24 protein-coding genes, 1 other RNA gene and 1 riboswitch are annotated in these 24,889 nt (G+C 38.0%); of the genes, 19 read left to right on the forward strand and 6 right to left on the reverse strand.

Features of this window, described 5'->3' with window-relative positions; genetic code table 11:
• Position 1: 1 nt before the first annotated feature.
• The 12 genes from U9R83_RS07200 to U9R83_RS07255 all read left to right on the forward strand — a co-directional run bounded on the left by U9R83_RS07200 (position 2) and on the right by U9R83_RS07255 (position 10,537).
• Entirely contained in the window at positions 2-1,252 is a 1,251-nt protein-coding gene (locus U9R83_RS07200) for a ribonuclease H-like domain-containing protein (RefSeq protein WP_182421180.1), read from the forward strand.
• 346 nt (positions 1,253-1,598) lie between these two features.
• Positions 1,599-2,096, forward strand: coding sequence for a spore coat protein (locus U9R83_RS07205; RefSeq protein WP_182421179.1), 498 nt, complete (start codon positions 1,599-1,601; stop codon positions 2,094-2,096).
• A gap of 63 nt (positions 2,097-2,159) precedes the next feature.
• Complete coding sequence (locus U9R83_RS07210; RefSeq protein WP_014460941.1) at positions 2,160-2,711, forward strand: DUF1273 domain-containing protein; 552 nt, start codon at positions 2,160-2,162, stop codon at positions 2,709-2,711.
• Between the two features lie 104 nt (positions 2,712-2,815).
• Positions 2,816-3,148, forward strand: a complete 333-nt coding sequence (gene gpsB, locus U9R83_RS07215) for a cell division regulator GpsB (protein WP_013056140.1) — start codon at positions 2,816-2,818, stop codon at positions 3,146-3,148.
• Between the two features lie 63 nt (positions 3,149-3,211).
• An RNA gene (rnpB, locus tag U9R83_RS07220) (RNase P RNA component class B) lies at positions 3,212-3,600 on the forward strand.
• A 248-nt stretch (positions 3,601-3,848) separates the two neighbouring features.
• On the forward strand, positions 3,849-4,193 hold the full coding sequence (locus U9R83_RS07225; protein ID WP_014460940.1) for a lmo0954 family membrane protein: 345 nt from the start codon (positions 3,849-3,851) through the stop codon (positions 4,191-4,193).
• Between the two features lie 36 nt (positions 4,194-4,229).
• Entirely contained in the window at positions 4,230-4,856 is a 627-nt protein-coding gene (locus U9R83_RS07230) for a PspA/IM30 family protein (protein WP_013056142.1), read from the forward strand.
• Positions 4,857-4,991: 135 nt separating this feature from the next.
• Complete coding sequence (gene liaF, locus U9R83_RS07235) at positions 4,992-5,720, forward strand: cell wall-active antibiotics response protein LiaF (protein WP_042992232.1); 729 nt, start codon at positions 4,992-4,994, stop codon at positions 5,718-5,720.
• The gene (locus U9R83_RS07240; RefSeq protein ID WP_328575176.1) at positions 5,717-6,763 is read left to right on the forward strand and encodes a sensor histidine kinase; all 1,047 of its coding nucleotides are present in this window, start codon (positions 5,717-5,719) and stop codon (positions 6,761-6,763) included. Before liaF ends, U9R83_RS07240 begins: the two co-directional genes overlap by 4 nt.
• Positions 6,756-7,382 carry a response regulator gene (locus U9R83_RS07245; RefSeq protein ID WP_014460936.1) on the forward strand — a complete coding sequence of 209 codons (627 nt, stop codon included), beginning with the start codon at positions 6,756-6,758 and terminating at the stop codon, positions 7,380-7,382. The genes U9R83_RS07240 and U9R83_RS07245 overlap by 8 nt, the downstream gene beginning before the upstream one ends.
• Before the next feature lie 132 nt (positions 7,383-7,514).
• Entirely contained in the window at positions 7,515-9,182 is a 1,668-nt protein-coding gene (locus U9R83_RS07250; protein WP_014460935.1) for a glycoside hydrolase family 13 protein, read from the forward strand.
• Positions 9,183-9,391: 209 nt separating this feature from the next.
• Positions 9,392-10,537: a THUMP domain-containing class I SAM-dependent RNA methyltransferase gene (locus U9R83_RS07255; protein WP_209368623.1), complete on the forward strand. Its 1,146-nt coding sequence runs from the start codon at positions 9,392-9,394 to the stop codon at positions 10,535-10,537.
• A gap of 41 nt (positions 10,538-10,578) precedes the next feature.
• Here U9R83_RS07255 and U9R83_RS07260 read toward each other — a convergent pair whose 3' ends face one another.
• Positions 10,579-10,707 carry a hypothetical protein gene (locus tag U9R83_RS07260; RefSeq protein ID WP_013056148.1) on the reverse strand — a complete coding sequence of 43 codons (129 nt, stop codon included), beginning with the start codon at positions 10,705-10,707 and terminating at the stop codon, positions 10,579-10,581.
• A 159-nt stretch (positions 10,708-10,866) separates the two neighbouring features.
• On the opposite strand from U9R83_RS07260, the gene U9R83_RS07265 reads away from it, so the two are divergent.
• Positions 10,867-11,361, forward strand: coding sequence for a hypothetical protein (locus tag U9R83_RS07265; protein ID WP_014460933.1), 495 nt, complete (start codon positions 10,867-10,869; stop codon positions 11,359-11,361).
• A gap of 34 nt (positions 11,362-11,395) precedes the next feature.
• Here the strand turns inward: U9R83_RS07265 and U9R83_RS07270 are convergent, their stop codons facing one another.
• The 4 genes from U9R83_RS07270 to U9R83_RS07285 are packed head-to-tail and all read right to left on the reverse strand — an operon-like array spanning position 11,396 to position 15,535.
• Entirely contained in the window at positions 11,396-12,208 is an 813-nt protein-coding gene (locus U9R83_RS07270) for a carbohydrate ABC transporter permease (RefSeq protein ID WP_013056150.1), read from the reverse strand.
• Positions 12,209-12,222: 14 nt separating this feature from the next.
• Positions 12,223-13,176 (reverse strand): carbohydrate ABC transporter permease, encoded by a 954-nt coding sequence (locus tag U9R83_RS07275; RefSeq protein WP_116737263.1) that lies wholly within the window; start codon positions 13,174-13,176, stop codon positions 12,223-12,225.
• Positions 13,160-14,407, reverse strand: a complete 1,248-nt coding sequence (locus tag U9R83_RS07280; RefSeq protein WP_209368625.1) for an ABC transporter substrate-binding protein — start codon at positions 14,405-14,407, stop codon at positions 13,160-13,162. Before U9R83_RS07280 ends, U9R83_RS07275 begins: the two co-directional genes overlap by 17 nt.
• A gap of 36 nt (positions 14,408-14,443) precedes the next feature.
• Positions 14,444-15,535 carry an ABC transporter ATP-binding protein gene (locus U9R83_RS07285; RefSeq protein ID WP_116737261.1) on the reverse strand — a complete coding sequence of 364 codons (1,092 nt, stop codon included), beginning with the start codon at positions 15,533-15,535 and terminating at the stop codon, positions 14,444-14,446.
• Positions 15,536-15,866: 331 nt separating this feature from the next.
• Between U9R83_RS07285 and U9R83_RS07290 the strand changes: the two genes are divergently transcribed.
• From U9R83_RS07290 to U9R83_RS07310, 5 genes are all read left to right on the forward strand, one after another.
• Complete coding sequence (locus U9R83_RS07290; RefSeq protein WP_013056154.1) at positions 15,867-16,046, forward strand: hypothetical protein; 180 nt, start codon at positions 15,867-15,869, stop codon at positions 16,044-16,046.
• 224 nt (positions 16,047-16,270) lie between these two features.
• On the forward strand, positions 16,271-18,208 hold the full coding sequence (locus U9R83_RS07295; protein WP_182421177.1) for an ATP-dependent DNA helicase: 1,938 nt from the start codon (positions 16,271-16,273) through the stop codon (positions 18,206-18,208).
• 125 nt (positions 18,209-18,333) lie between these two features.
• Complete coding sequence (locus U9R83_RS07300) at positions 18,334-19,851, forward strand: carboxypeptidase M32 (protein ID WP_209368627.1); 1,518 nt, start codon at positions 18,334-18,336, stop codon at positions 19,849-19,851.
• Positions 19,852-19,948: 97 nt separating this feature from the next.
• Positions 19,949-20,050, forward strand: a riboswitch (purine riboswitch).
• 103 nt (positions 20,051-20,153) lie between these two features.
• Positions 20,154-20,747 carry a xanthine phosphoribosyltransferase gene (locus U9R83_RS07305; RefSeq protein WP_115653390.1) on the forward strand — a complete coding sequence of 198 codons (594 nt, stop codon included), beginning with the start codon at positions 20,154-20,156 and terminating at the stop codon, positions 20,745-20,747.
• A 1-nt stretch (position 20,748) separates the two neighbouring features.
• A complete protein-coding gene (locus tag U9R83_RS07310; protein WP_013082372.1) occupies positions 20,749-22,059 on the forward strand; it encodes a nucleobase:cation symporter-2 family protein in 1,311 nt (436 codons plus the stop codon).
• A gap of 107 nt (positions 22,060-22,166) precedes the next feature.
• Here the strand turns inward: U9R83_RS07310 and U9R83_RS07315 are convergent, their stop codons facing one another.
• The gene (locus U9R83_RS07315) at positions 22,167-23,027 is read right to left on the reverse strand and encodes a LysR family transcriptional regulator (RefSeq protein WP_115653391.1); all 861 of its coding nucleotides are present in this window, start codon (positions 23,025-23,027) and stop codon (positions 22,167-22,169) included.
• A 130-nt stretch (positions 23,028-23,157) separates the two neighbouring features.
• On the opposite strand from U9R83_RS07315, the gene U9R83_RS07320 reads away from it, so the two are divergent.
• Complete coding sequence (locus U9R83_RS07320) at positions 23,158-24,582, forward strand: NAD-dependent succinate-semialdehyde dehydrogenase (RefSeq protein WP_140451004.1); 1,425 nt, start codon at positions 23,158-23,160, stop codon at positions 24,580-24,582.
• Positions 24,583-24,889 lie beyond the last annotated feature (307 nt).

Consider the following 24,889-nt stretch of genomic DNA (forward strand, 5'->3'; position numbering starts at 1 on the left):
CTTGTCTTTTAAAAATAAATTAAACCGTATGAAAAAGCATCTTCATGTTACAGAAGCAAAGCCGCCGGTTGAAAGTAACCCGCAGCCACCTAAAAGCGAGTCTATTCCCTATGAGCAGGAATGGGAGGGAAATCACGCTGTGCCTTACTTTGCCGAAGACAGCTACTGTATGATTAGAGAAGTGGTTTACCCGCTCGACTACAAGCATGGACATTATGAATTTAATGAGCTGAAAAAAGTAGTGGAAGTATGGAATCGGTCTACAGTTGCTCATCCGCTTTCATCAAAAGGCCACACTTATTCAGATTTATTTTTCTTTGATACGGAAACGACAGGGCTTAGTACAGGTACGGGAACGACTATCTTTTTGCTAGGGTATGCAAGGGTGCTAAAAGATTCTGTCGTTTTTCGTCAGCATATATTAACGGAGCCAAGTGGAGAAGTAGCATTTTACGAAAGTTTTTTAAAAGAAGTAGACTATACGACGCTTGTGACTTATAATGGGAAATCTTTCGATTGGCCTCACGTGAAGACTCGCCATACGCTATTGAGAGATCATTTGCCCAAGCTGCCTAAGTTCGGTCACTTTGATTTACTGCATGCGTCAAGAAGGCTGTGGAAACACAAAATGAATTCGGTTAAGCTTGCGAATGTCGAAAAAGAAATACTTGGAATTGAACGAGTTGATGATATTCCAGGTTTTTTAGCTCCCATGATTTATTTTGATTTTATTGAAACGAAAAATCCAAGAGGCTTATTCGACATTATGAAACATAATGAACATGATATTTTATCGCTTATTACCTTATACATTCATTTATCAAAGCATCTCCTTACTAGTGAGGAGTTTACAGAAAAAGAAACATACGAAGTAGCAAGGTGGTATGAGCAATTAGGGGAGAACAAGCACGCTTTCTCTCTTTATCAGGGCGTAGCGGAAAAAGAAAAAGAAGAGCATGAAAAAGCTCAGCTAGCGATGGCTTATCATTATAAAAAAGAGAAGAGTTGGAAAGAGGCAGTGGACATGTTTGAACCCTTGGTTCAAACATGTGAAGGTGACGTCGCTATAGAAGCATTGGTTGAGCTAGCTAAAATTTATGAGCATCGTCTCAAAGATGTTCATCAAGCACTTCTATATACTGAGCTAGCCTCGGAGAAGTGGAATCAACTCAGAGGAATGACTAAAAAAACGTCGAAGGAAGCGCTTGAAAAAAGACTTCTTAGACTAAAAAATAAATCAGCTAAAGCATAGACTTCAGCTGATTTATTTTAAAAAATTCAGAATTATTATTCTTTTGTTTTTGTGGAGGTTTTATATTGTTCTATTTTTCAGTCATTGATAAAATTAGTCAATGTAAGACGTATTCTTACAGCTTAAAAACAGAACTTTGGTGAGATGGAGAGAGGCCTCATGAAAAATGTGATTTTAGTATCATTTTTCGCATTAATTTGTTTAACAGTAATTGTCTTAAGCAGTTTGAAAAATTCGTATAACTCCTTTATGTAGGTCAAAAATAGGTGTTTGTCTTAGTACATGTACACTGCCCTTCACATATTGTAATAGTGTAATAACTAAACAGTGAAAGGGGAAAAAGGATATGTATCCAAGACCAACAAAATGTATGCCACCAATTGTGCATCCAACAAAATGCTGCACGCAGTTTACTTCTCAGGAGGTAGTTGTACCTCACATTCATCCAAGTCATAATACATTGGTGAACCATACAAACGTGAAGCACGTGCATTACTTCCCGCAAACGCAATCTGTTGTAAATGAAACTTCAAACCAACAGTTTTTTGGCGGCGCGCAGCAATATCCAACTCAAGTAGGAGGAGCAGGCTATCCAGGTCAAATGGGAGGCTACCCGGGTCAAGTAGCAGGTGCTGGTTATCCAGGTCAAATGGGAGGCTATCCAGGCCAAGTAGCAGGTGCTGGTTATCCAGGTCAAATGGGAGGCTATCCAGGTCAAGTGGCAGGAGCAGGCTACCCAGGTCAAGTAGCAGGTGCTAGTTATCCGGGACACAAAGGTTGCGGCCAAGGAAGCTGTCATACAAAAGGCGCGCATCAAGGACCTAATTCAGGGTATTTTAGATAATGTACGTTAATAGGAGCTGATTACATCAGTTCCTATTCTATTTTGTTACAAAGGAGTTATATAATGAAGGTGCTAACGGTTACTGGTTATAAGCCATTCGAACTTGGAATTTTTAATGAAAAACATCAAGGCATTACATACATAAAAAAAGCGCTCCATAAAAAATTACAGGAATTAGTAGAGGATGGATTAGAATGGGTATTGATTAGTGGCCAGCTAGGAGTAGAAATTTGGGCAGCAGAAGTGGTATTTGATCTGCAGCTCGATTATCCCGAGCTTCAGTTAGCTGTTTTAACCCCATTTTTGGAGCAAGAAGAAAAATGGAATGAAGTCAATAAAGAATTGTATGAATTTGTCTTAAGTCAAGCAGATTATGTAGATAGCATTACAAAAAAGAAATATGAAAGTCCAGCACAGTTTCGGTTAAAAAATCAATTTTTAGTAGAAAAAAGTGAAGGTATTTGTTTAGTTTACGACGAAGAGCACGAAGGAAGTCCTAAATATATGTTAGAAACGGCTAAAAAACGAGCTGAACGAGAAGAATACCCTATTATAATGGTGACGTCTCACGACTTACAGGATATCGTGGATGAAGAAAAATTTTCGTCTTTTTGACGTCACTTGGCGAAACATTTTAAAAGATAAATTGACATTTGAAGCTATTTTTGAAAAAATGAATTATAATAAAGATAAGGTTTATCGTATTCGAGGTGATAGAGATGTTAGCTGATAAAATCCGTTTAACGGCCAAAGAAATTTTAGAAAAAGAATTTAAAACAGGCATGAGAGGCTATAATCAAGAAGAAGTAGATAAGTATCTAGATTCTGTGATTAAAGATTATGAAGCATTTCATGAAGAAATTGAAGCATTACAAACTGAAAATTTACGCTTAAAAAAGCAAGTAGAAGAGTTATCTAAAAAGCCGCAACAACCTTCGTTTACCCCGCCTCCGGCTCAACAGCAGCAGCAAGCGGGTACGACAAACTTTGATATTTTAAAACGTTTGTCGAACTTAGAAAAACATGTGTTTGGAAGTAAATTATACGAATAACCTAAAAATAGGAGTTGCATTCAACTCCTATTTTTATTATACTAAGGAAAGTCGTTATCAATAACGTTCGGGTAATTGCTGCATCACATATGAGGATGTAGAGGAAAGTCCATGCTCGCACAGACTGCGATGTCTGTAGTGTTCGTGCCTAGCGAAGTCATAAGCTAGGGTAGCTGTTAAAAGCTAACGGCGGGGAAAAAGCCTAAGTCTTTTTAAGATATGGTTTGACTACTCTGAAAGTGCCACAGTGACGAAGTCTTATCAGAAATGGTAAGAGTGGAACGAGGTAAACCCCTCGAGCGAGAAACCCAAATAATGGTAGGGGAACTTTCTGGAAGGAACTGAACGGAAGGAAGGACAAAATGGTTACATTTTGTAGATAGATAATTGCCACCGGAGTACGAGGTAGCTAGCCGCTTGCAGTACAATGGTACAAAACATGGCTTACAGAACGTTATTGAAAAGCAATCGACACTTGTTGTTATACACTATATTTTAATCCAACCCAGCTCTTCGTATAACGGAAGAGCTTTTTTTATGTCAAAATGACAGCTTATCATAAGCTGTCATTTTTTTTGTACAATCAGACTGAGCTTGTTGTCAGCCTCAGGTCTTAGGAGAAAATAAAGCTCTAGCTCGTTTTGAAAAAACGTCATAATCCTTAAACTAAGTATATAGATAAGCGAAAGGAGGAAACAAAATGAAAAAAGTTGGTTTGTTTTTGATTGGAGCGGTAGCTGCTATCGTTCTTCTTGCAAATGCTGGTCCTATGGTAGGACTTGCACTTGGCTTGGTTATTTTGTACGTAGCATTTAAAGGGTTTGTTAAAGCAGAGACCCCCTTTAAAAAATGGCTCTGGGGGTTTATTGGTGTTGTCGTACTCTTAACAACCGTTTCAAACCTTCCGGCCCTTGCTGGTATCATCGCAGCAGTAGTACTTTACATTGTATATAAAAAGTGGAACAGCAGCAGCCCTATAAAAACGGAAAAAGAAGATCCGTTTAAGCACTTTGAACGTCAGTGGGCTGACTTAAATCAAAAATAATAAAATTTCACTTTATTATCTAAGGAGATGAACAAAATGAGAAACTTATTTACTCGAATGAAAGAAACGATTTCTGCAGACCTTCATCAATTACTAGATCACAAAGAACAAAAAAATCCAATTGCTGCGTTAAATCACTATTTGCGTCAATGCGAGCAGGAGACCGAAAAGGTAAGGCAGCTTGTTGAGCGACAGCACACGTTAAAAGAACAGTTTAATCGCGAATACCATCTGGCCCTTGACATGATGAAAAAACGTCATGAGCAAGCACAAGTGGCACAAGCGGCTGAAGAAGCGGAATTACATGAATTTATTTTAAAAGAGCATGCTCACTACGAAGAGAGAGCAAAGCGTGTAAAAGAATCTTATGAAGATGCATCCAAGCAGTTAGAAGAGCTTGAACAAAAGTATGAAGAAATGAAGCATAAGGTAAAAGATATGCATATTCGCCGTATGGAACTAATGGGGCGCGAAAATATTGCTCGTGCGCACCATCGTATGAATTCAGTAATGAAAACAGAAGCATCTTATACGTCCTACAGCCAGTTTGACGAAATGGAAACATATATTGACCAGCTTGAAAATCAAATTAATACAAATTACTATAGACAAACGGTAGACAGCAAGATTGCTGAATTAGAAAAAAGAGTAAAATCATCGTAAAAAATCAGTGTTTCTGCATAAAACATGGTATTCTAAAAAAGGCGTAGGTTTCTGCGTCTTTTTAAGGTGAGAGAATAGCTACCTGCAGCATCCAAAGAACGCTATGTCATCTACGAGGAGAAAGGAGAGAGAGCTGTGCAAAGCGTAAACAAAACAGAATCTCTTATGTTCATTTTTATCTGCAGTTTATTTGTCCTGTTTATTGAAATTATGTTTTTTCACAGCGGCTTGATCTTTTCTGTATTAATTGCCGGTGCGTTCATGTATATTGGGCGAAAAAAAATGAGAAGAAAACTAGGGCGCATTTTATTTTGGATTGGCGTTATTGGACTTGTGTTGAATATATTTAATACGGTTGCCTTTAAGTTTTTAGTTATTGCTCTTTTTCTGTATTTTTTACTTAGATTTATTCAATCAAGAAAGCATCCGGTTGAATTCAGACCAACTGACGAATTTACACAGCATCCAAACCAAAGTTTGGTGCAGGTCCGGCCGGTTTTGACGAATAAACTTCTTGGTAGTCAAAGAACCGAAGATTCCGTATACGAATGGGATGATATTAATATTCAAAGCGTATGGGGAGACATTGTGATTGATTTAAGCAATACTGTTCTGCCAAAAGGCGATGCGGTTATCTTTATTCGACAAGTGTTTGGAAATATTAAAGTGCTCATTCCTTACGAAACGGAAGTATCTGTGAATCATTCTAAACTAGCAGGAAACGTAACGGTTTTTGGTCATCAGCGCGGCTTTTCGTTCAATGAAAATTTGTCTATCAAAACAGAGGAATTTGACCAATCTGCTCATAGGGTGAAGATTGTTACAACTGTTGTGATTGGAGATTTAGAGGTGCAAAGGATATGAGTATTCTTCAACGGCAGTTATTATGGGGGATTTTCTTAAGTTTTTTTGTATTTGTATCCGTGCTCCTTACCGTGTTTTTTGCATATCCTGTTTTTCAACTTAGCGACTTATGGAAAACAAGCGTATTTGGCATGCCTTTTGTGCTGTTTTCCTTCAGTTTAAGCCTTACGATTGGAAGCGTGATTGGAGGAATTATGGGGTTTATGTGGAGACAGCAGTGGACATATGTTGAAAATCGATTATATGAAATAGAAAATGGCCAACGGCATATGTCGGCAAATGAATCGCTTATTCAAGAAACGTCTCGAATTATAAGCCGTTTAAACAAAGTAGATCATAAAATGATTCTTCAAGCACAGCAATCTCAAAAGATGGCAACGGAAAAAGTAGAAAATCAGCAAAAACAAGTGCAAAAAATTGTTTCTCAGGAACGAAATCGGCTTGCTAGAGAACTGCATGACTCCGTTAGTCAGCAGCTATTTGCTGCTTCGATGCTTATGTCCGCTATTACGGAATCCAATCTTACGCTACAAGACTCTGAAGCTAAGCAATTAAAGATGGTTGAAAAAATGATTAATCAATCACAGCTTGAAATGAGGGCTTTGCTTCTTCATCTTCGTCCTGCAGCATTAAAAGGAAAATCGCTACAGGCTGGAATGAAAGAATTGATGAATGAGCTTGCTCAAAAAGTACCGCTTGAATTAAATTGGAAAATAGAGGGGTTTGAACTTGATAAAGGCATTGAAGACCACTTGTTTAGAATTTTGCAAGAATCCGTATCAAATACGCTGCGTCATGCAAATGCAACAGCTTTAGATGTGCTGCTGATTAAACGTGACTTTTCCATTATTTTACGTATTGTTGATAACGGAGTTGGTTTTGATGTAGAAAAGGAAAAAGTCGGATCGTACGGCCTGCAAAATATGTATGAACGCGCAGTTGAAATTGGAGGCATATTAAAAATTATTAGTTTGCCCGACAAAGGAACAAAGCTAGAAGTAAAAGTACCGTTAGTAGAAAGAGAGGAGAAGCAAAATGATTAATGTACTGTTAGTGGATGACCATGAAATGGTTCGTATTGGCGTAGGAGCGTATTTGTCGGCTCAGCCAGACATTCATGTGATAGCTGAAGCAGCAAATGGCCAACAGGCCGTTGAATTAGGGCTTCAGCTGCGCCCGGATATTATTTTAATGGATTTAGTTATGGAAGAAATGGACGGGATTGAAGCAACAAAACAACTTATTAAGCAGTGGCCAGAAGCGAAAGTGATTATCGTCACTAGCTTTCTAGATGACGAAAAAGTATATCCCGCTCTAGAGGCAGGGGCAACAAGCTACTTATTAAAAACGTCTAAAGCAGGAGAAATTGCAGCTGCTATTCGCCGTACATATGAGGGGCAATCTGTATTAGAGCCTGAAGTAACCGGTAAAATGATGTCTAAAATGAGAAAACCGTCTTTACCTCATGAAGAACTGACAGCTCGTGAAATGGAAATTTTGCTTTTAATGACACAGGGAAAAACAAATCAAGAGATTGCAGATGAATTATTTATTGCGCTAAAGACGGTAAAAACACATGTGAGCAATTTATTAAGTAAGCTGGATGTACAGGACCGGACTCAAGCTGTCATCTATGCCTTTAAACACAAATTAGCGCAGTGAGAATCGTTATTCAAAAGAGAATAACGATTTTTTTTGTGAAAAACCTATTTTTTTGCATGTATTCATTATAAAATAGCGATATGCGTAAATGCGAACGCTTACGTAAAAGCACTATTTTGAGGGGTTGAGCACATGGAAAAGAAATGGTGGAAAGAAGCTGTTGCGTATCAAATCTACCCGCGAAGCTTCATGGATTCAAATGGCGATGGAATTGGTGACATTCAAGGGGTTATTTCAAAATTAGACTATTTATCTGATCTTGGAATTGATGTCATTTGGATTTGCCCGATTTATCAGTCTCCTAACGATGATAATGGCTACGATATCAGTGATTATAAAGATATTATGAAAGATTTCGGAACAATGGAAGACTTTGATGAGCTGCTAGATGAAGTTCACCATCGCGGAATGAAGCTGATTATGGATTTAGTTATTAATCATACTTCAGATGAACACCCTTGGTTTTTAGAATCTAGGTCTTCTAAAGAGAATCCATATCGTGATTATTATATTTGGCACGAAGGTAAAGATGGAAAAGAGCCAAACAACTGGGAATCTATTTTTAGCGGATCAGCTTGGGAGTTTGATGAAAAGACAAAAGAATATTACATGCACGTATTTTCTAAAAAACAGCCTGATTTAAACTGGGAAAACGAAAAAGTACGTCATGAACTTTATGAAATGGTTAACTGGTGGTTAGATAAAGGAATTGACGGCTTTCGTGTAGATGCTATTTCGCATATTAAAAAAGTGGCCGGCTTCCCAGATCTACCGAACCCTGAAAAGCTAGATTATGTGCCATCGTTTGAGGGGCATATGAATCGACCGGGAATTCAAGAACATTTAAAAGAGCTAAAAGAAAATACGTTTGCCAAATACGATATTATGACGGTTGGAGAGGCAAATGGTGTAACATCGGACAGCGCAGATGAGTGGGTAGCTGAAGATGGCGGAAACTTCAATATGATTTTTCAGTTCGAGCATATGGGACTGTGGGATAAAGGTGAAGAAAAACCGCTTGATTTAATCGAGTTAAAAACGATTTTAACTAATTGGCAAAATGGTTTAGAAAAAATCAACGGCTGGAACGCTTTATATTTAGAAAATCATGACCAAATTCGTTCTGTAAATAAATTCGGCAGCACAGCTTACCGAGTGGAAAGTGCAAAGTGCTTAGCTGCACTATACTTTTTAATGAAAGGAACACCGTTTATTTATCAAGGACAAGAACTTGGAATGACCAATGTTAAGTTCGATTCTATTGACGATTATGATGATGTTGGTATGATTAACTACTACCGTATTCAGCGTGAAAAAGGCGATTCACATGACGAGATTATGAAAGTTATTTGGGAAACAGGCCGCGATAATTCAAGAACGCCAATGCAGTGGAACACAGAAAGAAATGCAGGATTTTCTACTGGTACCCCTTGGATGAAGGTAAATCCAAATTACGTAGATATTAACGTAGAAGAGCAGAAAAGTGATAAGGATTCGGTACTGAATTTTTACAAACAGCTCATTAAAATTAGAAAACAGCATGATGTGCTGGTGTATGGAACTTATAAGCTGCTCGCAGAAGAAGATTCTGCTATTTACGCGTATACGCGAACATTAGAAGGTGAAACCGCTGTTGTTATTTGTAATATGTCACCGAATAATCAAACGTTCGAGTTTCCTTCACAGAGCTCATTTGCAAACAGAGAAGTGCTGATTCATAATTATCCGTTGGATACAAACGAAACGCTTGAAAAATGTACGCTGCATCCATATGAAACACGTGTATACTTACTTTCATAAACAAGTTGAGCAACCGATTGCGCAATTGTAAAATGAAAATCTTTTAAAAACACATTTATATGCGACATAGGTGAAGAAACTGCTGGCTCTATCAAGAGCCAGCAGTTTTTGCATTTTAATAAAAAGACGGAGAAAGCTTTGACTACGGCGCATGTATATGGTACTTTTACACTTAGTGTAGATAATTAGAAACAAAATGAGGTTGAAAAATGGCGAAATATAAAATTATTGCAACAGCAGCAATGGGAATTGAAGCACTGGTCGCTAAAGAAGTGCGTGCTTTAGGATATGAATGTGAAGTAGACAATGGCAAGGTTATCTTTGAAGGAGACGAGCTCGCAATTGCTCGCTGCAATTTATGGCTTCGTACAGCAGATCGAATTAAAGTGCAGGTTGGACAGTTCAAAGCTCGTACGTTTGATGAGCTTTTTGAACAAACAAAAGCATTAAACTGGGGTGATTATTTACCGGTCGATGCACAGTTTCCTGTGTCGGGAAAATCGGTTAAATCTAAATTGTTCAGTGTATCAGATTGTCAAAGCATCGTGAAAAAAGCTATTGTTGACAGCATGAAAAAACATTATAACAAAACAGCAGGCTGGCTCGAAGAAACGGGCTCAACGTTTAAAATTGAAGTAGCGCTATTAAAAGATGTTGCTACATTAACAATTGACGCAAGCGGTGCGGGACTTCATAAGCGCGGTTACCGCGTTGGGCAAGGGGAAGCTCCTTTAAAAGAAACGCTGGCAGCGGCTCTAATTATGCTAACGCCGTGGAATGCGAATCGTCCGTTTGTCGATGTTTTTTGCGGTTCTGGTACAATTGCTATCGAAGCAGCGCTTATAGGTCAAAATATTGCACCAGGATTTAATCGTGACTTCTTATCAGAAGAATGGCCATGGATGTCAGCAAATATTTGGGACAAAGCGCGCGAAGAAGCAGAAGACTTAGCGAACTACGACCAAGTGCTAGATATTGCTGGTCATGATATTGACCATCGTATGGTAAAAGTAGCGGAGCAAAATGCATTTGAAGCTGGACTTGGAGATTTAATTCAATTTAAGCAAATGCAAGTGCGCGATTTTACGACGCCGAAAGAATATGGAATCATTATTGGTAATCCTCCGTACGGCGAACGTTTAAGCGATCGTCCTTCTGTTGAAAAAATGTACGCTGAAATGGGCGAAGCGTTCTCTAAGCTTGATACGTGGTCGATTTATATGCTTACATCTCATGAACAGTTTGAGCAGTACTACGGTAAAAAAGCGACGAAAAAACGCAAATTATTTAACGGATTTATTAAAACAGATTACTATCAGTACTGGGGACCTCGTCCTCCACGCAACGACCAATAATAAAAAGCCAAGCGGTGTAAAAACCGCTTGGCTTTTTTACGTTATTTCTTTTTTAAACCGCGATAAGCTAGCATTCCAAACATGCCTATCCCGAGCACGACAATTAATAAAATAAACCAAAACGTGGCATTAAGCAGGTATTTATATAGTCCGTCATAATAATCATGCATGTACTCACCCCATTATGTTTTTTTATAGTATGGGCGAGTAGCAGGGCAATATATGTATTCATTTCTTTTCAATAGCAGGCTTAAAACGAGAAATGATTAGCTTATTTCTAACATATTTACGAAAGGGAAATCTCATACTAAAACCTAAGAGGTGATAAAATGAGAAAAAATCGATCAGCACGGATTTTTGGCGGGATGATGCTTCTTTCATGGTTAACCATCCCTTTTATAGGACGACAGCATATTAAGCGTTATTTATCATCTACTATGTTTATTTCCTTTTTGATTATGGTTGAAAGCTATATTGCTGAAAAAAAGAAGTGGTGGATATTCCCTAATCCTCCTCATCCATATCTAACAGGTGAAGCTGCTTTACTTTTAGGTCCATTTTTAGCAGGTTCTTTATGGATTAAAAAGTTCACATATGGCCATTTTGGAAGGTATATGTTATTGAATGCAATCGTAGATACATTTTTTGTTTATCCTTTTCAACGAGCTATGAGCCGTGCAAAGCTTTTTAGGGTAGGCACATTTAAAGAGTACCATTTGCTAGGTATCTTTCTGTTGAAAGCTGCTTTAATGTACATTTACCAACATATGGTAGTAGAGAAACCGAAACCTCAGCGTGCTTTAAAAAATAATCCTATAGAATAAAGGCGCAGGCAGGGAATCGTGATTTTCTTGCCTGCTATTTTAATGCTCCAGATGTCATTCCTGAAATGAAATGTTTTTGCAAAAACACGTACGCAATCAATAATGGAATAGAAGAAAGAACGACTGCTGAAAACAGCATAGGGTAATTAGTCAGAAATTCCCCTTGAAAGTCCAATAGTGCAATAGGCAGCGTTTTTACTTCTTTAGATTTTAATAATAGCAAAGGGAATAACAGATCATTCCACACAATCACAAACGAAAAAATTCCTACTGTAGCCATTGATGGTATTGAGAGTCGAAGAGCGATTTTTGAATATATTTTCCACTCTGACGCTCCGTCCATGCGAGCAGCTTCGAATAGTTCCCTTGGCAAAGTTTTCATAAACCCCGTGATAATAAACACACCGATGGGAAGCAAAAAACTTATGGAGACGATAATGACGCCTGTTAGCGTATTGACGAGCCCAAGCTTATTCATCAGTAAAAAGACAGGAATCATATTGACTTGAGTAGGGACGATCATTCCGCAAACAAAAAAGCCGTATACAATCCATCCAAGCTTTTGAGGTAGCTGAATAATGGCGTAAGCAATCATGCTTGAAAACCATAGAATAAAAAACGTGCTAAAGACGGTAACAATCACGCTGTTTTTAATATAGCCAAAGATGGGTTCATTGACGAGCAGCTGTTTATAATTTTCAATATTCCAGCCTGCTGGTAATCCGATTGGGTTGCTGTAAAGTTCAGGCGTTGTTTTAAAGGTTGTTAATAGAACCAAGCTTAAGGGCAACAGAATGATTAAACCGTATATCCCTAAAATCAGTTGTCTGAATGGATTTTGTTTCATAAAAGAATCTCCTTTTACATTTTGGTCAAGCGAAGTACGCGAAATTGAAGAAACGTTAAAAGAGCAATTACAATCATAAATACAACGGAAATGGCAGAGGCATAGCCGAAACGAAAATTAATAAAAGCTTCGTGATAAAGAAGTGTCGAAAGAATTTCAGTTGAGTTGGAGGGACCTCCATTTGTCATTGCAATGATTAAATCAAATGCTTTAAAACTTTGTATGGTCGTATACGCCACAACCATTGTCGTAGCTGGAGCTAAAAGAGGCCACGTAATGCGCTTGAATTTTTGCCATCTTGTTGCTCCATCAATACTAGCAGCCTCATATAACTCACTGGGAATAGCTTGAATTCCAGCTACAAAAATAATAAGCATTTGACCAGTATGTGCCCAAAATTGTACAAAAGCCAAGCTGTAAATGGCAATATGTCCATTTCCAATCCAAGACTGGGTCCAATGCTCAAGGCCTATTTTACTTAAAAATAGGTTAACTCCTCCAATGTTGGGGTCATACATAAAGTTCCACGTGAACGCAATCGACACGGACGAAATAATCGTCGGTACAAAAAAGAGTGAGCGATAAAATGTATTCCATGCAGAATTTTTATAAAGTAAGAGTGCAAAGCCTAAGCTCAATAACGTTTGAAAGATCAGCACGCCAATTGTGAACTTTAAGTTGTTTGTAAGAGACTGTGTAAAAATAGCATCGTTTGTTAAAATTTCTTTGAAGTTTTGAAACCCTACAAATGAGAATTCAGAAGACAATCCATTCCAATCAGTTGTGCTTAAAAATAACGCAGAAAGCGTTGGCAATGCAAAGAAAACAGTATATATGACAAAACCAGGAAGTAAAAATAACCATAGATGTTTGCTTTTAGAGATATTTTTAAATGAAAAGAGAGGAAAAGAGAACGAAGGGGTTCTCTTTTCTTCTTCTTGAATAGACGTATTAGTTTTTAGCGACACGTTCTACCTCTCCTTGTGCTTTTTCAGCAGCTTTTTTCGCTGACATACCGGATAGTACGTCCTGTACAGATGTTTCAACAGCTTTTGATACGCGCTCATTTAAAATGGTGAATCGAGGTTGGAAGACCGTTTTTTTGTCTTTCCACTTTGCGCTTTCTTTGAGTTCAGGTGAATCATATTTCACGTCTTTGACCGTTAATAACTGGCCAGTAGCATTTGCGTACTCAGAAGAAACCTTTGGATCTGCAAGGAAAGTTAAAAATTTCTTAGCAGCTTCTTTGTGTTTTGATTTTTCAGCAACACCTAATAAGAATGTTGTGGTATGAACCCCTTCGTATTTTGCTTTATCTTGATCCACTGTAATCGGTGCAAGCAAACCTTGATCAATCTTTGGATTTTGCTGTTTGACTGTAGCCATCATATAAGAACCTTGAGCAAGCATTGCGCCTTTTTCCTGAGCAAAAAGTGCTGCAGCACTTTCTTTTTTCGTACCAAGAGCATCTTTTTGGAAGTATCCTTTGTCATTTAATTCTTTAATTTGAGATAGTGTTTTGACAAACCATTCATCAGTTAGCTTGCGCTTGCCCGTTTCTACTTCGTGAAGGGCGTTGTTTGTAGGTTCGTTATTCATAATCATTGGGTTAATAAATTGAGAAGGACTTACGTCTCCTGAAAATAAAATCGGCGTGTACCCATTTTTCTTTAATGTTTCAGCTGTTTTTAAAAAGCTATTCCAGTCTTTAGGAACATCTAAGTTTAGTTTTTTAAAAATGCCTTTGTTATAGACAGGGATGTTATAGACCAGCTGATAAGGAAGAGCATATTGCGTACTATCCGCTTTACCCGCTTGGATTAGCTTTTCGTCAAATTTGCTCAGTAAGTTTTGGTCGTCCAGCTTTGCAAAACCGTTTGCTTTGCGAATCGTTTCAAATTGACTTCCTGGAAAACTAGCGAATACATCGATGCCTTCTCCAGATAGTAGAGATCCTTGAATTTGTGATTGATATGAATCAGAAGGAAAGACGGTCATCTCTACATGAATATTTGGGTTTTTCTTTTCAAATTGCTCAATGATAGAATCAAAGGACTTCGTATCTTCTCCTCGCCAATGCGTAAAGTTAATGGTTACTTTTTTAGAAGAATCGCTGCTGTCGCCGCTTGTTGAACTGTTTTTACCGCAGCCCGCGATGATTACGGTGAGCATTGCTAACAAAATTAATAATTTTTTCATTTTAGTTCCCCCATTTATAGAATTCTCTTTAGATAGTTATTGGTCAATTTTGATACGGTTGGTAGATGCTTGGTCAAAGAAATGAGCATGATTCATTTGAAAATGAAACGGAAAGTGCTGATGAACTTGAATATGTTCATCCCCAGGGATTTTAGCCACAAAGAGCTGCTCTCCTAAACTGCTGTATAGTATGTACTCTGCTCCTAATAACTCAGACACATCTACCGGTAATGAAATATGAGGAGCATAAGAAGAAGCGCGCGTAATATGCTCGGGTCGAATTCCTACAGTAATGAATTGATTATTGTAGCCTTTTTCATGTAACGAATGCATTTGATTTTCTGTCAGTTGAAACTCATGTTCACTGATGTGCAGTTTGCTGTTCACTACTTTTCCTGTGAAAAAGTTCATTCCCGGTGAGCCTATAAAACTGGCTACAAACGTATTCTCTGGAGCATTATACACTTGCATAGGTGAACCTATTTGCTGAATTTTTCCGTCTTTCATAACTACGATTCTGCTTGCCATCGTCATGGCTTCTGTTTGATCGTGCGTTACATAAATAATGGTCGTCTGCAGCCTCTGATGAAGCTTACTGATTTCAGCACGCATTTGTACGCGAAGCTTCGCATCAAGATTAGACAAAGGCTCATCCATTAAAAAAATTTGGGCATTCCGTACAATGGCTCTTCCTAAAGCCACCCGCTGACGCTGACCTCCTGATAATGCTTTTGGCTTGCGTTTTAAATAGGGTTCTAAGTCCAAGATACGAGCCGCTTCACGAACGCGCTCATCAATTTCTTGTTTAGGGACTTTGCGGAGCTGTAAGCCAAATGCCATGTTGTCGTAAACAGTTAAATGAGGGTAAAGCGCGTAGTTTTGAAACACCATTGCAATATCCCGGTCCTTAGAAGGTAAATCGTTTGCACGATCTCCATTAATAAGCAAATCTCCTTCTGTTATCGATTCGAGGCCGGCGATCATTCGAAGGGTAGTGGATTTACCGCACCCTGAAGGTCCTACAAATACAATAAATTCTTTGTCTTGAATATGAAGATTGAAATTATCAACTGCAAGACTATCTTTTCCGTATTTTTTATACACATGCTGTAACTGCAGTTCTGCCATTTTTTCTCCTTTCAGCAGGCTTTTAAAAAATAAAAGCCTCTAATTGCACAGACGGATTGTACGTGTATCTGGCAATTAGAGGCTATCGGTTGACCGGTAAGCCTGTAGTATGTAGTTTTGAGTAATTGAATCTGTAAGTAATTTTAAAATATATTATTCCTATATGTCAAGTGAGAATTAAAATATTTTAATAAGTTCGATTATTTTTTTAAATGAAAGAATCCATTTATTAAGCCAGAGATGCTGGTTTTGAGAATAAAATAAACAGCTGGTGTATAGAATGATAGTATTCACTTTTATAGTAAGCACTACAGAGAGAGGATGTTTATAAATGGATAGAAACACGCAGTTCACTATGATTCGTCAAGCGTTGGAAAACAGCTATCATTTAATGCAGCAGGGAATAGAAGTTAGCGGAGAGACGCTTACTCAGTTGGAACAAGCAAAAGCCGAGTATGAAGCGGCCTTTTTATTGTCTCAGTCCACGGATTCCAAATTCCGCTGTAATTAATTTTTTAATAGCACTTATTCCGTTTGCGTTCTATACACCCAGCTTTTATATAAAAAGGTTCTGTCCTTACAGGCAGAACTTTTTTATGTTCAGCTCTTTTTATTGACATTTTAGATAAAGTAGTCAATAATTAAGTTTTGCTTACGTGAGAAATTTACTAGATAAAAAGAAGTGAAGCTAATTTTTATTGATAGATATTTACATAAATAAAGGAGTCAGTATCGATGATGAGAGAGCGGTTGCCTTTTACAATTGAGCGGGATGAAAACTTTTTTGACAAATTAAATGAATGGATAGGTGATGTTTTTTATGATCATCTTCCAGAGGCGGGGTTAGAACTTCGGGATGAACAAATTTTTATGGCTTTTCAAATCGAACGAGCTTTTAAAGAAAAAAATGTAATCTTTGCAGAAGCAGGTGTAGGAACAGGGAAAACCATTGTGTATTTACTGTACGCTATTTGTTATGCAAGGTATATTGGCAAGCCGGCTATTATTGCCTGTGCGGATGAAACATTAATTGAACAGTTAGTAAAAGCCGAAGGAGACATTGCCAAGCTCTCTGGTATTTTAGATATTAACATGGATGTTCGCCTAGCAAAATCTCAAGATCAGTATCTGTGTTTAAAGAAATTAGATGCTGTGACAGCACGAACAGATAATGAAAACATTGAAGAAATTTACGATACGCTTCCTGATTTTGTTCATGATCATAGCGGTATGCAGTCGTTCTATCACTACGGAGACCGTAAAGAATATCCTCATTTAACGGATGAGGAATGGAATCAAATTAACTGGGATACGTTTCAAGACTGCTCTTCCTGTGAGCAGCGTCATAGATGCGGCTTAACGCTTTCACGTGAGCACTATAGAAAAGCGCATGACTTAATTATTTGCTCTCACGATTTTTACATGGAGCACATTTGGACATATGAAGCCCGCAAGCGTGAAGGACAGCTTCCGCTTCTTCCTGAAAGCAGCTGTGTTGTATTTGATGAAGGCCATCTGCTGGAATTTGCTGCACAAAAGGCTTTAACGTATCGCATTCAAGAAGATACGTTAGAAAACTTGTTAACGCGTCTGTTAGAAAATGACGTGCGAGAAGAATTTGCTGTGAAGATCGAGCACGCTATCGATGTGTATGCAATGTTTTTCGACCGTTTAAGTGAAGCAAGCACAGAAATCGTTGGTTCTAGCCGTAAAGAAGTAGCCCGCACAAACGGATTACAAAGTGTAGGAAAAGAACTTTTATCGCTGCTTGAGCATATCGGAAACGAGCTTGTGTTTGAGAGTGAGACTTATACAGTAGACGAATATACGCTGCGAATTGTAGATGAGTACCTAGATCAAATTGATTATTCGCTACGCTTATTTATGGACAACGAAAATGCCATCTACTGGGTGGAAGAAAACAACTGGCAGCTGACGTTGGTTATTATGCCGCAAGCAGTAAAAGACGTCTTAAAAGAACGAGTATTTGCGAAGAAAATACCGTATATTTTCACTTCTGCCACTCTTTCAGATAACCAATCGTTCGATTATTTAGCATATAGCTTAGGAATTGCAAAGCCGCTTTCTTTTTCCGTTGAATCGCCATTTGATTATGATGAGCAAATGAACATTGCGGTAAAAAATGTTTCAGATGATCAAGAAGAAGCGTTTGCTGAAAAATTTGCCTTTGCTGTCACTCAGCTCGAAAAAACGAACGGACGAGCACTTTTATTGTTTAACAGCAAAGAAGAATTAGAGATGTTCAAAGAAGTTTCCAAAGAGTTAGATCAGTACACGTTTTTATTTGAAGGCGATCAAGAGATCAGTAAATTAGTATCTCAGTTCCAAAGAGAAGAAGAAACGATTTTATGCGCTGTTCATTTGTGGGAAGGGTTGGATATTCCTGGACCTTCGCTATCTAATGTAATTATTTGGTCTCTGCCGTATCCGCCAAATGATCCGGTCTTTGAAGCAAAGCGCAATCAAGTAGTTGATCCATTTTGGGATGCAGATATGCCGTATATGCTTCTTCGCTTAAAGCAAGGAGTTGGAAGACTGATTCGCTCTCATAACGATAAGGGTCTAATTACGATCTTTATGCCAAAAAGCACAGATTCAAAAGTGCGTTCAATCATTGAACAAAATGTCCCAACGAAAATAGAAAACGTATAAAAAAGCGCGGTTGTAGCCGCGCTTTTTTATATGTATTAATAGATTGAATATTCAGTTATATACACGCCGTTACTATTATGATAAAATAATTTATGGTGAAATAAGGAAAGTAAGGAGGAAAAACAATGAGAGAAGACATACAGAAAATTGAGAAACAGTTTTATGAATACATGAATAAAATTAAAAGTTATCACGAGGCAATCGGAGTGATGTACTGGGATTTGAGGACGGGTGCTCCAAAAAAAGGGGCGGATCAGCGTTCTGAAGTGATTGGCATGATGTCATCAGAAGCGTTCAATCTTTCTGTTTCTGATGAAATGGCAGGTTTTATTGAGAAATTAACGAACTCTGAGTCGCAGCCTTACATAAACGATATTACGAAAAAAGCAGTGGAAGAATGTAAAAAAGAATATGACTTAAATAAAAAAATTCCTCCACATGAATATAAAGAATACGTTACATTAACTTCAAAAGCTGAGTCGGTTTGGGAAGACGCAAAAGAAAAAGCAGATTTTGCTTTATTTCAACCGTACCTCGAAAAAATTGTAGCGTTCAATCAGAAGTTTGTGGATTATTGGGGGTATGAAGGGAACAAATATAACCGTTTACTGGATCTTTTTGAACCGGGGATGACGGTTGAAATTTTAGACGAGGTGTTTGGAAAGCTACGGGAGCATATTGTGCCTCTTGTTCAGCGAATCGCCGGGTCAAATACAAAGCCAAATACGGAATTTTTATTCCGTACTTTCCCAAAAGAAGCGCAAAAGCAATTTAGTCTAGACGTGTTAAAAACACTTGGCTATGATTTTGAAGCGGGGCGCCTTGATGAAACAGTTCATCCTTTTGCTACTGGCTTAAACCCGGGAGATGTGCGCATCACGACTAAATATGCCGAAAACGATTTTCGAACGGCTATTTTTGGAACAATTCACGAATGCGGCCATGCTTTATATGAGCAGAATATTTCAAAGGATCTTGTCGGTACAGTTCTATGTGAAGGTACTTCAATGGGAATTCACGAATCACAGTCGCTGTTTTTTGAGCAGTTTGTCGGTAAAAATAAGGCATTTTGGCAGCATAATTACGACGTACTAAAACAGCATGCGCCGGGGCAATTTGACGATGTAGGTTTAGAAGATTTTTACCGAGGAGTAAATGAGGCAAAACCGTCGCTTATTCGTATTGAAGCAGATGAGTTAACGTACCCTCTTCATATTATGATTCGTTACGAAATTGAAAAAGGATTGATAAACGGGGAGTATAAAGTTGAGGATTTACCGGAAATTTGGAATGAGAAATACGAAGAATATTTAGGAGTTCGTCCAAGTCACGACGGAGAAGGCGTGCTTCAGGACGTACACTGGGCCGGAGGAAGCTTTGGGTACTTCCCTTCCTACGCTCTTGGCTATATGTACGCAGCGCAGTTTAAGCATACCATGTTAAAAGATCTGCCTAATTATGATGAACTCCTCGAAAAAGGAGAAATTTCGCCGATCACAAATTGGCTAACAGAACATATTCATCAGTACGGAAAAATGAAAAAGCCTCTTGAAATTTTAAACGATGTAACGGGAGAAGGCTTAAATGTAGATTATTTAATTCAGTATCTAGAAAAGAAATATGGAGAAATTTATCACGTATAAAAGGCGCTATAAACGAATATTATGTTTTGTATCACAAGTAAATGTTCGAAAATATCATTTTTAGATATTTTCAAATAAAAGATTTGCTGATATAATACAATTAACTCAATAACGCACTCATATAATGACGAGAATATGGCTCGTAAGTATCTACCAAACTACCGTAAATAGTTTGACTATGGGTGAGCGATGAAGTTTGTTTTTCACTTTTGTGCGTAAAAGCTCAAAGACATTGCTCTACTCATATACGAGTGCAGCTATGTTTTTGAGCTTTTTTAATACAAACGTTGGAGGAACGAACTATGAAAGCTTTGCAAAACAAAATTTTAACAGATGGTATCGTATTATCGGACACGGTTTTAAAAGTAGACACATTTTTAAACCACCAAATGGATCCTGTATTGATGAAAGAAATTGGAGAAGAATTTGCTTTGCGTTTTGAAAATGCAGGAATTACGAAGATTTTAACGATTGAATCATCAGGCATTGCTCCAGCGATTATGACCGCATTGAGGCTAAACGTTGAGATGGTGTTTGCTAGAAAAAGAAAGTCTTTAACACTTCAAGACGGACTCATTACATCAAAAGTATATTCATTTACAAAAAAAGAAGAAAATGAAATTTCAGTTGCTGATAAATTTATTCAAGAAGATGACGTGATTTTAATTATTGATGACTTTTTAGCGAACGGCCAAGCTGCATTCGGCTTGATGGATATCGTACAAAAAGCAGGTGCTAAAGTAGGCGGCATTGGTATTGTTATTGAAAAAGCGTTTCAAGATGGAGGAAAACAAATTCGTAAATCAGGCGTTAAAGTAGAATCATTAGCGCGCATTCAGTCTTTATCAAATGGTAAAGTTACATTTGTTGAAGATAAACCAACAGTGGAGGTTTAAGATGAATAAAGGAAAAGTCTTTTCACTTGGTTTGCAGCATGTTTTAGCTATGTACGGAGGGGCAATTGTTGTTCCGCTTATTGTTGGAGGAGCCATTGGCTTGACACAGCAGCAGCTTACGTATTTAGTGGCGATTGACTTATTTATGTGCGGTGTGGCAACGCTACTCCAAGTATGGAAAAATCGTTTTTTTGGAATTGGTCTTCCAGTTGTATTAGGGTGTACGTTTACTGCCGTAGGACCTATGATTTCAATTGGAGGTTCTTACGGCGTTTCCTCCATATATGGTTCTATTATCGTCGCTGGTTTACTCATTGTCCTTCTTTCTGCTTTTTTAGGTAAATTGGTTAAGTTTTTCCCTCCTTTAGTTACGGGTTCCGTTGTAACGATCATTGGAATTACGTTAATTCCTGTAGCGATTAAAGATTTAGCCGGAGGAGAAGGAAGTAAAGATTTTGGCAGCTTGAGCAATTTAGGTTTAGGTTTTGGCGTTTTGCTATTAATTATTGTTCTGTATCGATTTACAAAAGGATTTATGCGCTCCGTCTCTGTGTTATTAGGATTAGTTGTTGGAACAATTGCAGCGTCTTTTATGGGAAAAGTCGATTTTTCCGGCGTAAAAGAAGAAGCGTGGGTTCATATGCCACATGTGCTGTACTTTGGGATGCCAACTTTTAATATTATGGCCATTCTGACAATGTTCCTTGTTTTACTTGTTGGCATTGTCGAGTCAACAGGCGTTTATTTTGCCGTTAGTGATATTTGTAAAAAAGAAGTGGATGAAAAAGATTTATCTAAAGGCTATCGTGCAGAAGGATTGGCCATTTTATTAGGCGGATTTTTTAACGCATTTCCTTATACAGCGTATTCTCAAAATGTAGGACTTTTACAGTTGTCAGGTGTTCGCACAAGAAATGTTGTATTTGCAGCGAGTGGGATTTTAATCGTTTTGGGTTTCCTACCTAAAATCGCAGCCGTGACGACAGTTATCCCGAGCTCTGTACTTGGAGGAGCAATGGTAGCTATGTTTGGAATGGTAATCTCTTCAGGTATTAAAATCCTTAGTCAAGTTGATTTAGCAAAACAAGAAAACCTTCTTGTGATTGCATGTTCGGTTGGCATGGGTCTAGGGGTGACGGTTGTACCTGAACTCTTCAAAAACTTACCAGAGAGTCTTCAAGTTCTTACTGGAAGCGGTATTGTAATGGGGAGTTTTACAGCAATCTTTTTAAATATTGTCTTTAATATGATGAAATCACCACGTACGCAAGTTGCAGAAACAAAGTTAACAAATGAAGTAGTATCGAAATAAAAAGAGGCTAGGACAAAAGTATTTTAGTTGAAAAGATCCGAACGATTAATCGTTCGGATCTTTTCATTGTCATGGGGAACATAGGGCTAATTTGTTCATCTTTCCTCTTAAGAGCGTGTTTTGAAAAAAAGTGTATAAAGCATTTTTCCCACGTCAGGGTTTTTCGCCACTAATGAAATTTCTCTTTTGAATTTGAAGTCTGTAATGGGTAACGCTTTAATGTTTGAGCTTTGTAAATGGCGCATAAAAATTTCAGGGAGAATTGAAATACCTAAATTAGCTGAAATAAATCCCATAATGCTTTGAGCAAATTCAATTTCATTGGCAATGGGAATTTTTAAGTTATGACGATTGTACGCTTTTTCTACTAGTGTCCGAACATCGCACCCTGGGGGGAGAACTACAATGGGTTCTTCTTTGAAATCTTCAAATGATACGTTTTCTTTTTCTGCTAACGGGTGCTGATCATTCACAAATAAATAAAAGTCTTCTTTGAATAATAGTTTTGACCAGTAAGTATGTTGAACCTCTCGATCATCAAATAAAGCCCCGTCAATTTGATTGCTTTCTAAATGCTCTAACAAATCATAATAGTGATGCGAGGTTTTTATATCAATATGGCGATTGTGGTCTTTAGCAGAAGCCAGTTGATAAGGTAAGTAAAAAGCAGCCATACTCTGCCACGTTCCGATAGTTAAATCACAAGCTTCTTGCGTAGACACTAATTTTTTTTGAAGAGCATGAACGCTTGATAGTATGGATTCACCTTCTTGTAAAAGAATTTCACCTGCTGAGGTTAATTCTACTCCTGTAGCGGAGCGAATAAATAATGTTACTCCTAAATCTTCTTCTAGTTTTCTCATTTGCTTACTGAGCGCGGGCTGCGTCATATGCAGCTGTTCGCTTGCTTTGCTTAAGCTTTTTGTTTTGGCTGTTTCAATAAAAGACTCAAGCCATTCTGTTTTCATATTTATCACCTATAACCTTTTGTTATACCCATAGTATAGAAGGGAAGTTCTCATAAATCAATGAGGATGCTAGTGTATATAGTGTAGTTAACACAGCACAAAGAAATTCACACAACTAGGAGGATGAATGATGTATCCAAACAAACTATATATTAACGGTGAATGGACAACAACAGAAGAGAAAATTGATGTGATTAATCCAGCAACAAAAGAAGTTATAGGACAAATTCCAAAGGCAGGCGCAAAGGAAGCAGCACTTGCCGCTGATGCAGCGGCTGCAGCTTTTAAAACATGGTCGAAAAGAACCGCTCAAGAGCGCAGTTCTATTTTAATGAGATGGCATCAACTAATTGAAAATCATAAAGATGAACTAGCAGAAATTATGACAACGGAACAAGGCAAACCATTTGCAGAAGCAAAAGGTGAAGTGCAGTATGGCAATGATTATATTGCTTGGTTTGCTGAAGAAGGAAAGCGTGTATACGGTGAAACGATTCCAGCTCATCATACGCATAAACGCATTACGGTTAAAAAACAGCCTGTTGGCGTTGTAGCAGCTATTACGCCATGGAACTTCCCTGCAGCCATGATTACGCGTAAAGTGGCCCCAGCTCTTGCAGCAGGATGTACAATTGTTTTAAAACCATCGGAAGAAACACCATTTACAGCATTTCGTTTAGTAGAGCTCGCAGAAGAAGCGGGCGTTCCCAAAGGTGTGATTAATGTTGTTACTGGAGATGCAGCAGCTATTGGCGACACATGGCAAAAAGACGGACGCATCCGAAAATTAACATTTACTGGTTCAACAGCGGTTGGTAAACATCTAATGCGCGGTGCTGCTGATACTGTGAAAAAATTATCGCTGGAATTAGGTGGTCACGCACCGTTTATCGTAACAGAGAATGCAGATTTAGACGCAGCTGTAAACGGCGTAATTGCTTCTAAGTTTGTCAACGCAGGTCAAACGTGCATCTGCACAAACCGCGTATATGTACAAGAATCCATTGCAGATGTTTTCGTTGAAAAATTTGCAGCAAAAGCGGCGGAATTAACAGTAGGAAATGGATTAGAAGAAGGTACACAAGTTGGACCGTTAATCAACAACAAAGCGGTTGAGAAAGTAAAAGCACAAATTGCGGATGCAAAAAGTAAAGGAGCTAAAGTTGTAGTTGGCGGACAAGCTATAACAACTAAAAACGGTTTCTTTATGGAGCCGACAATTATTACAAATGTAACTGATGACATGAATTGCATGTTTGAAGAAACGTTTGGACCATTGGCACCTGTAGCAACATTCAAAACAGTAGAAGAAGCGGTAGAACGAGCAAACAATAGCCCTTATGGTTTAGCCGCTTACGTATTTACAGAAAACATTAAAGAAGCAACGTTTGTATCTGAAGAATTAGAATATGGCATTGTAGGAGTAAATGATGGCTCTCCATCTGCAGCTCAAGCTCCATTCGGCGGCTTTAAAGAAAGTGGTCTTGGACGTGAAGGAAGTCATTACGGCATTGAAGATTATTTAGAAGTAAAATATATCTCAATGGGACTTTAATAAAAAGTAGGACAAAAATATTTTAGTCGAAGTGAAATACGAACTAGCAACTAATAATCAAAATTATTGGTTGTTAGTTCGTATTTTTTTGTTGTTAAGATGGACGTAGCTTTCATGTGTTTCGTTGTGTCCCAGCCTTTTTTTATGCACTTTTGTAAAGAAAATTTGGAATAATAGTTCTTTAACACAATTAATTGCATTTCTAGGATGTCTGTGCAAGAATAAATATTTCAAAAATGGTTTAGCTTTGTTTAAAGCGTGGGTAATACAACAAATGCACATGATTGCTTGTTAGATGAAATGAAAA

It is taken from the genome of Priestia sp. LL-8 (assembly GCF_036227845.1).
Lineage (GTDB): Bacteria > Bacillota > Bacilli > Bacillales > Bacillaceae_H > Priestia > Priestia zanthoxyli.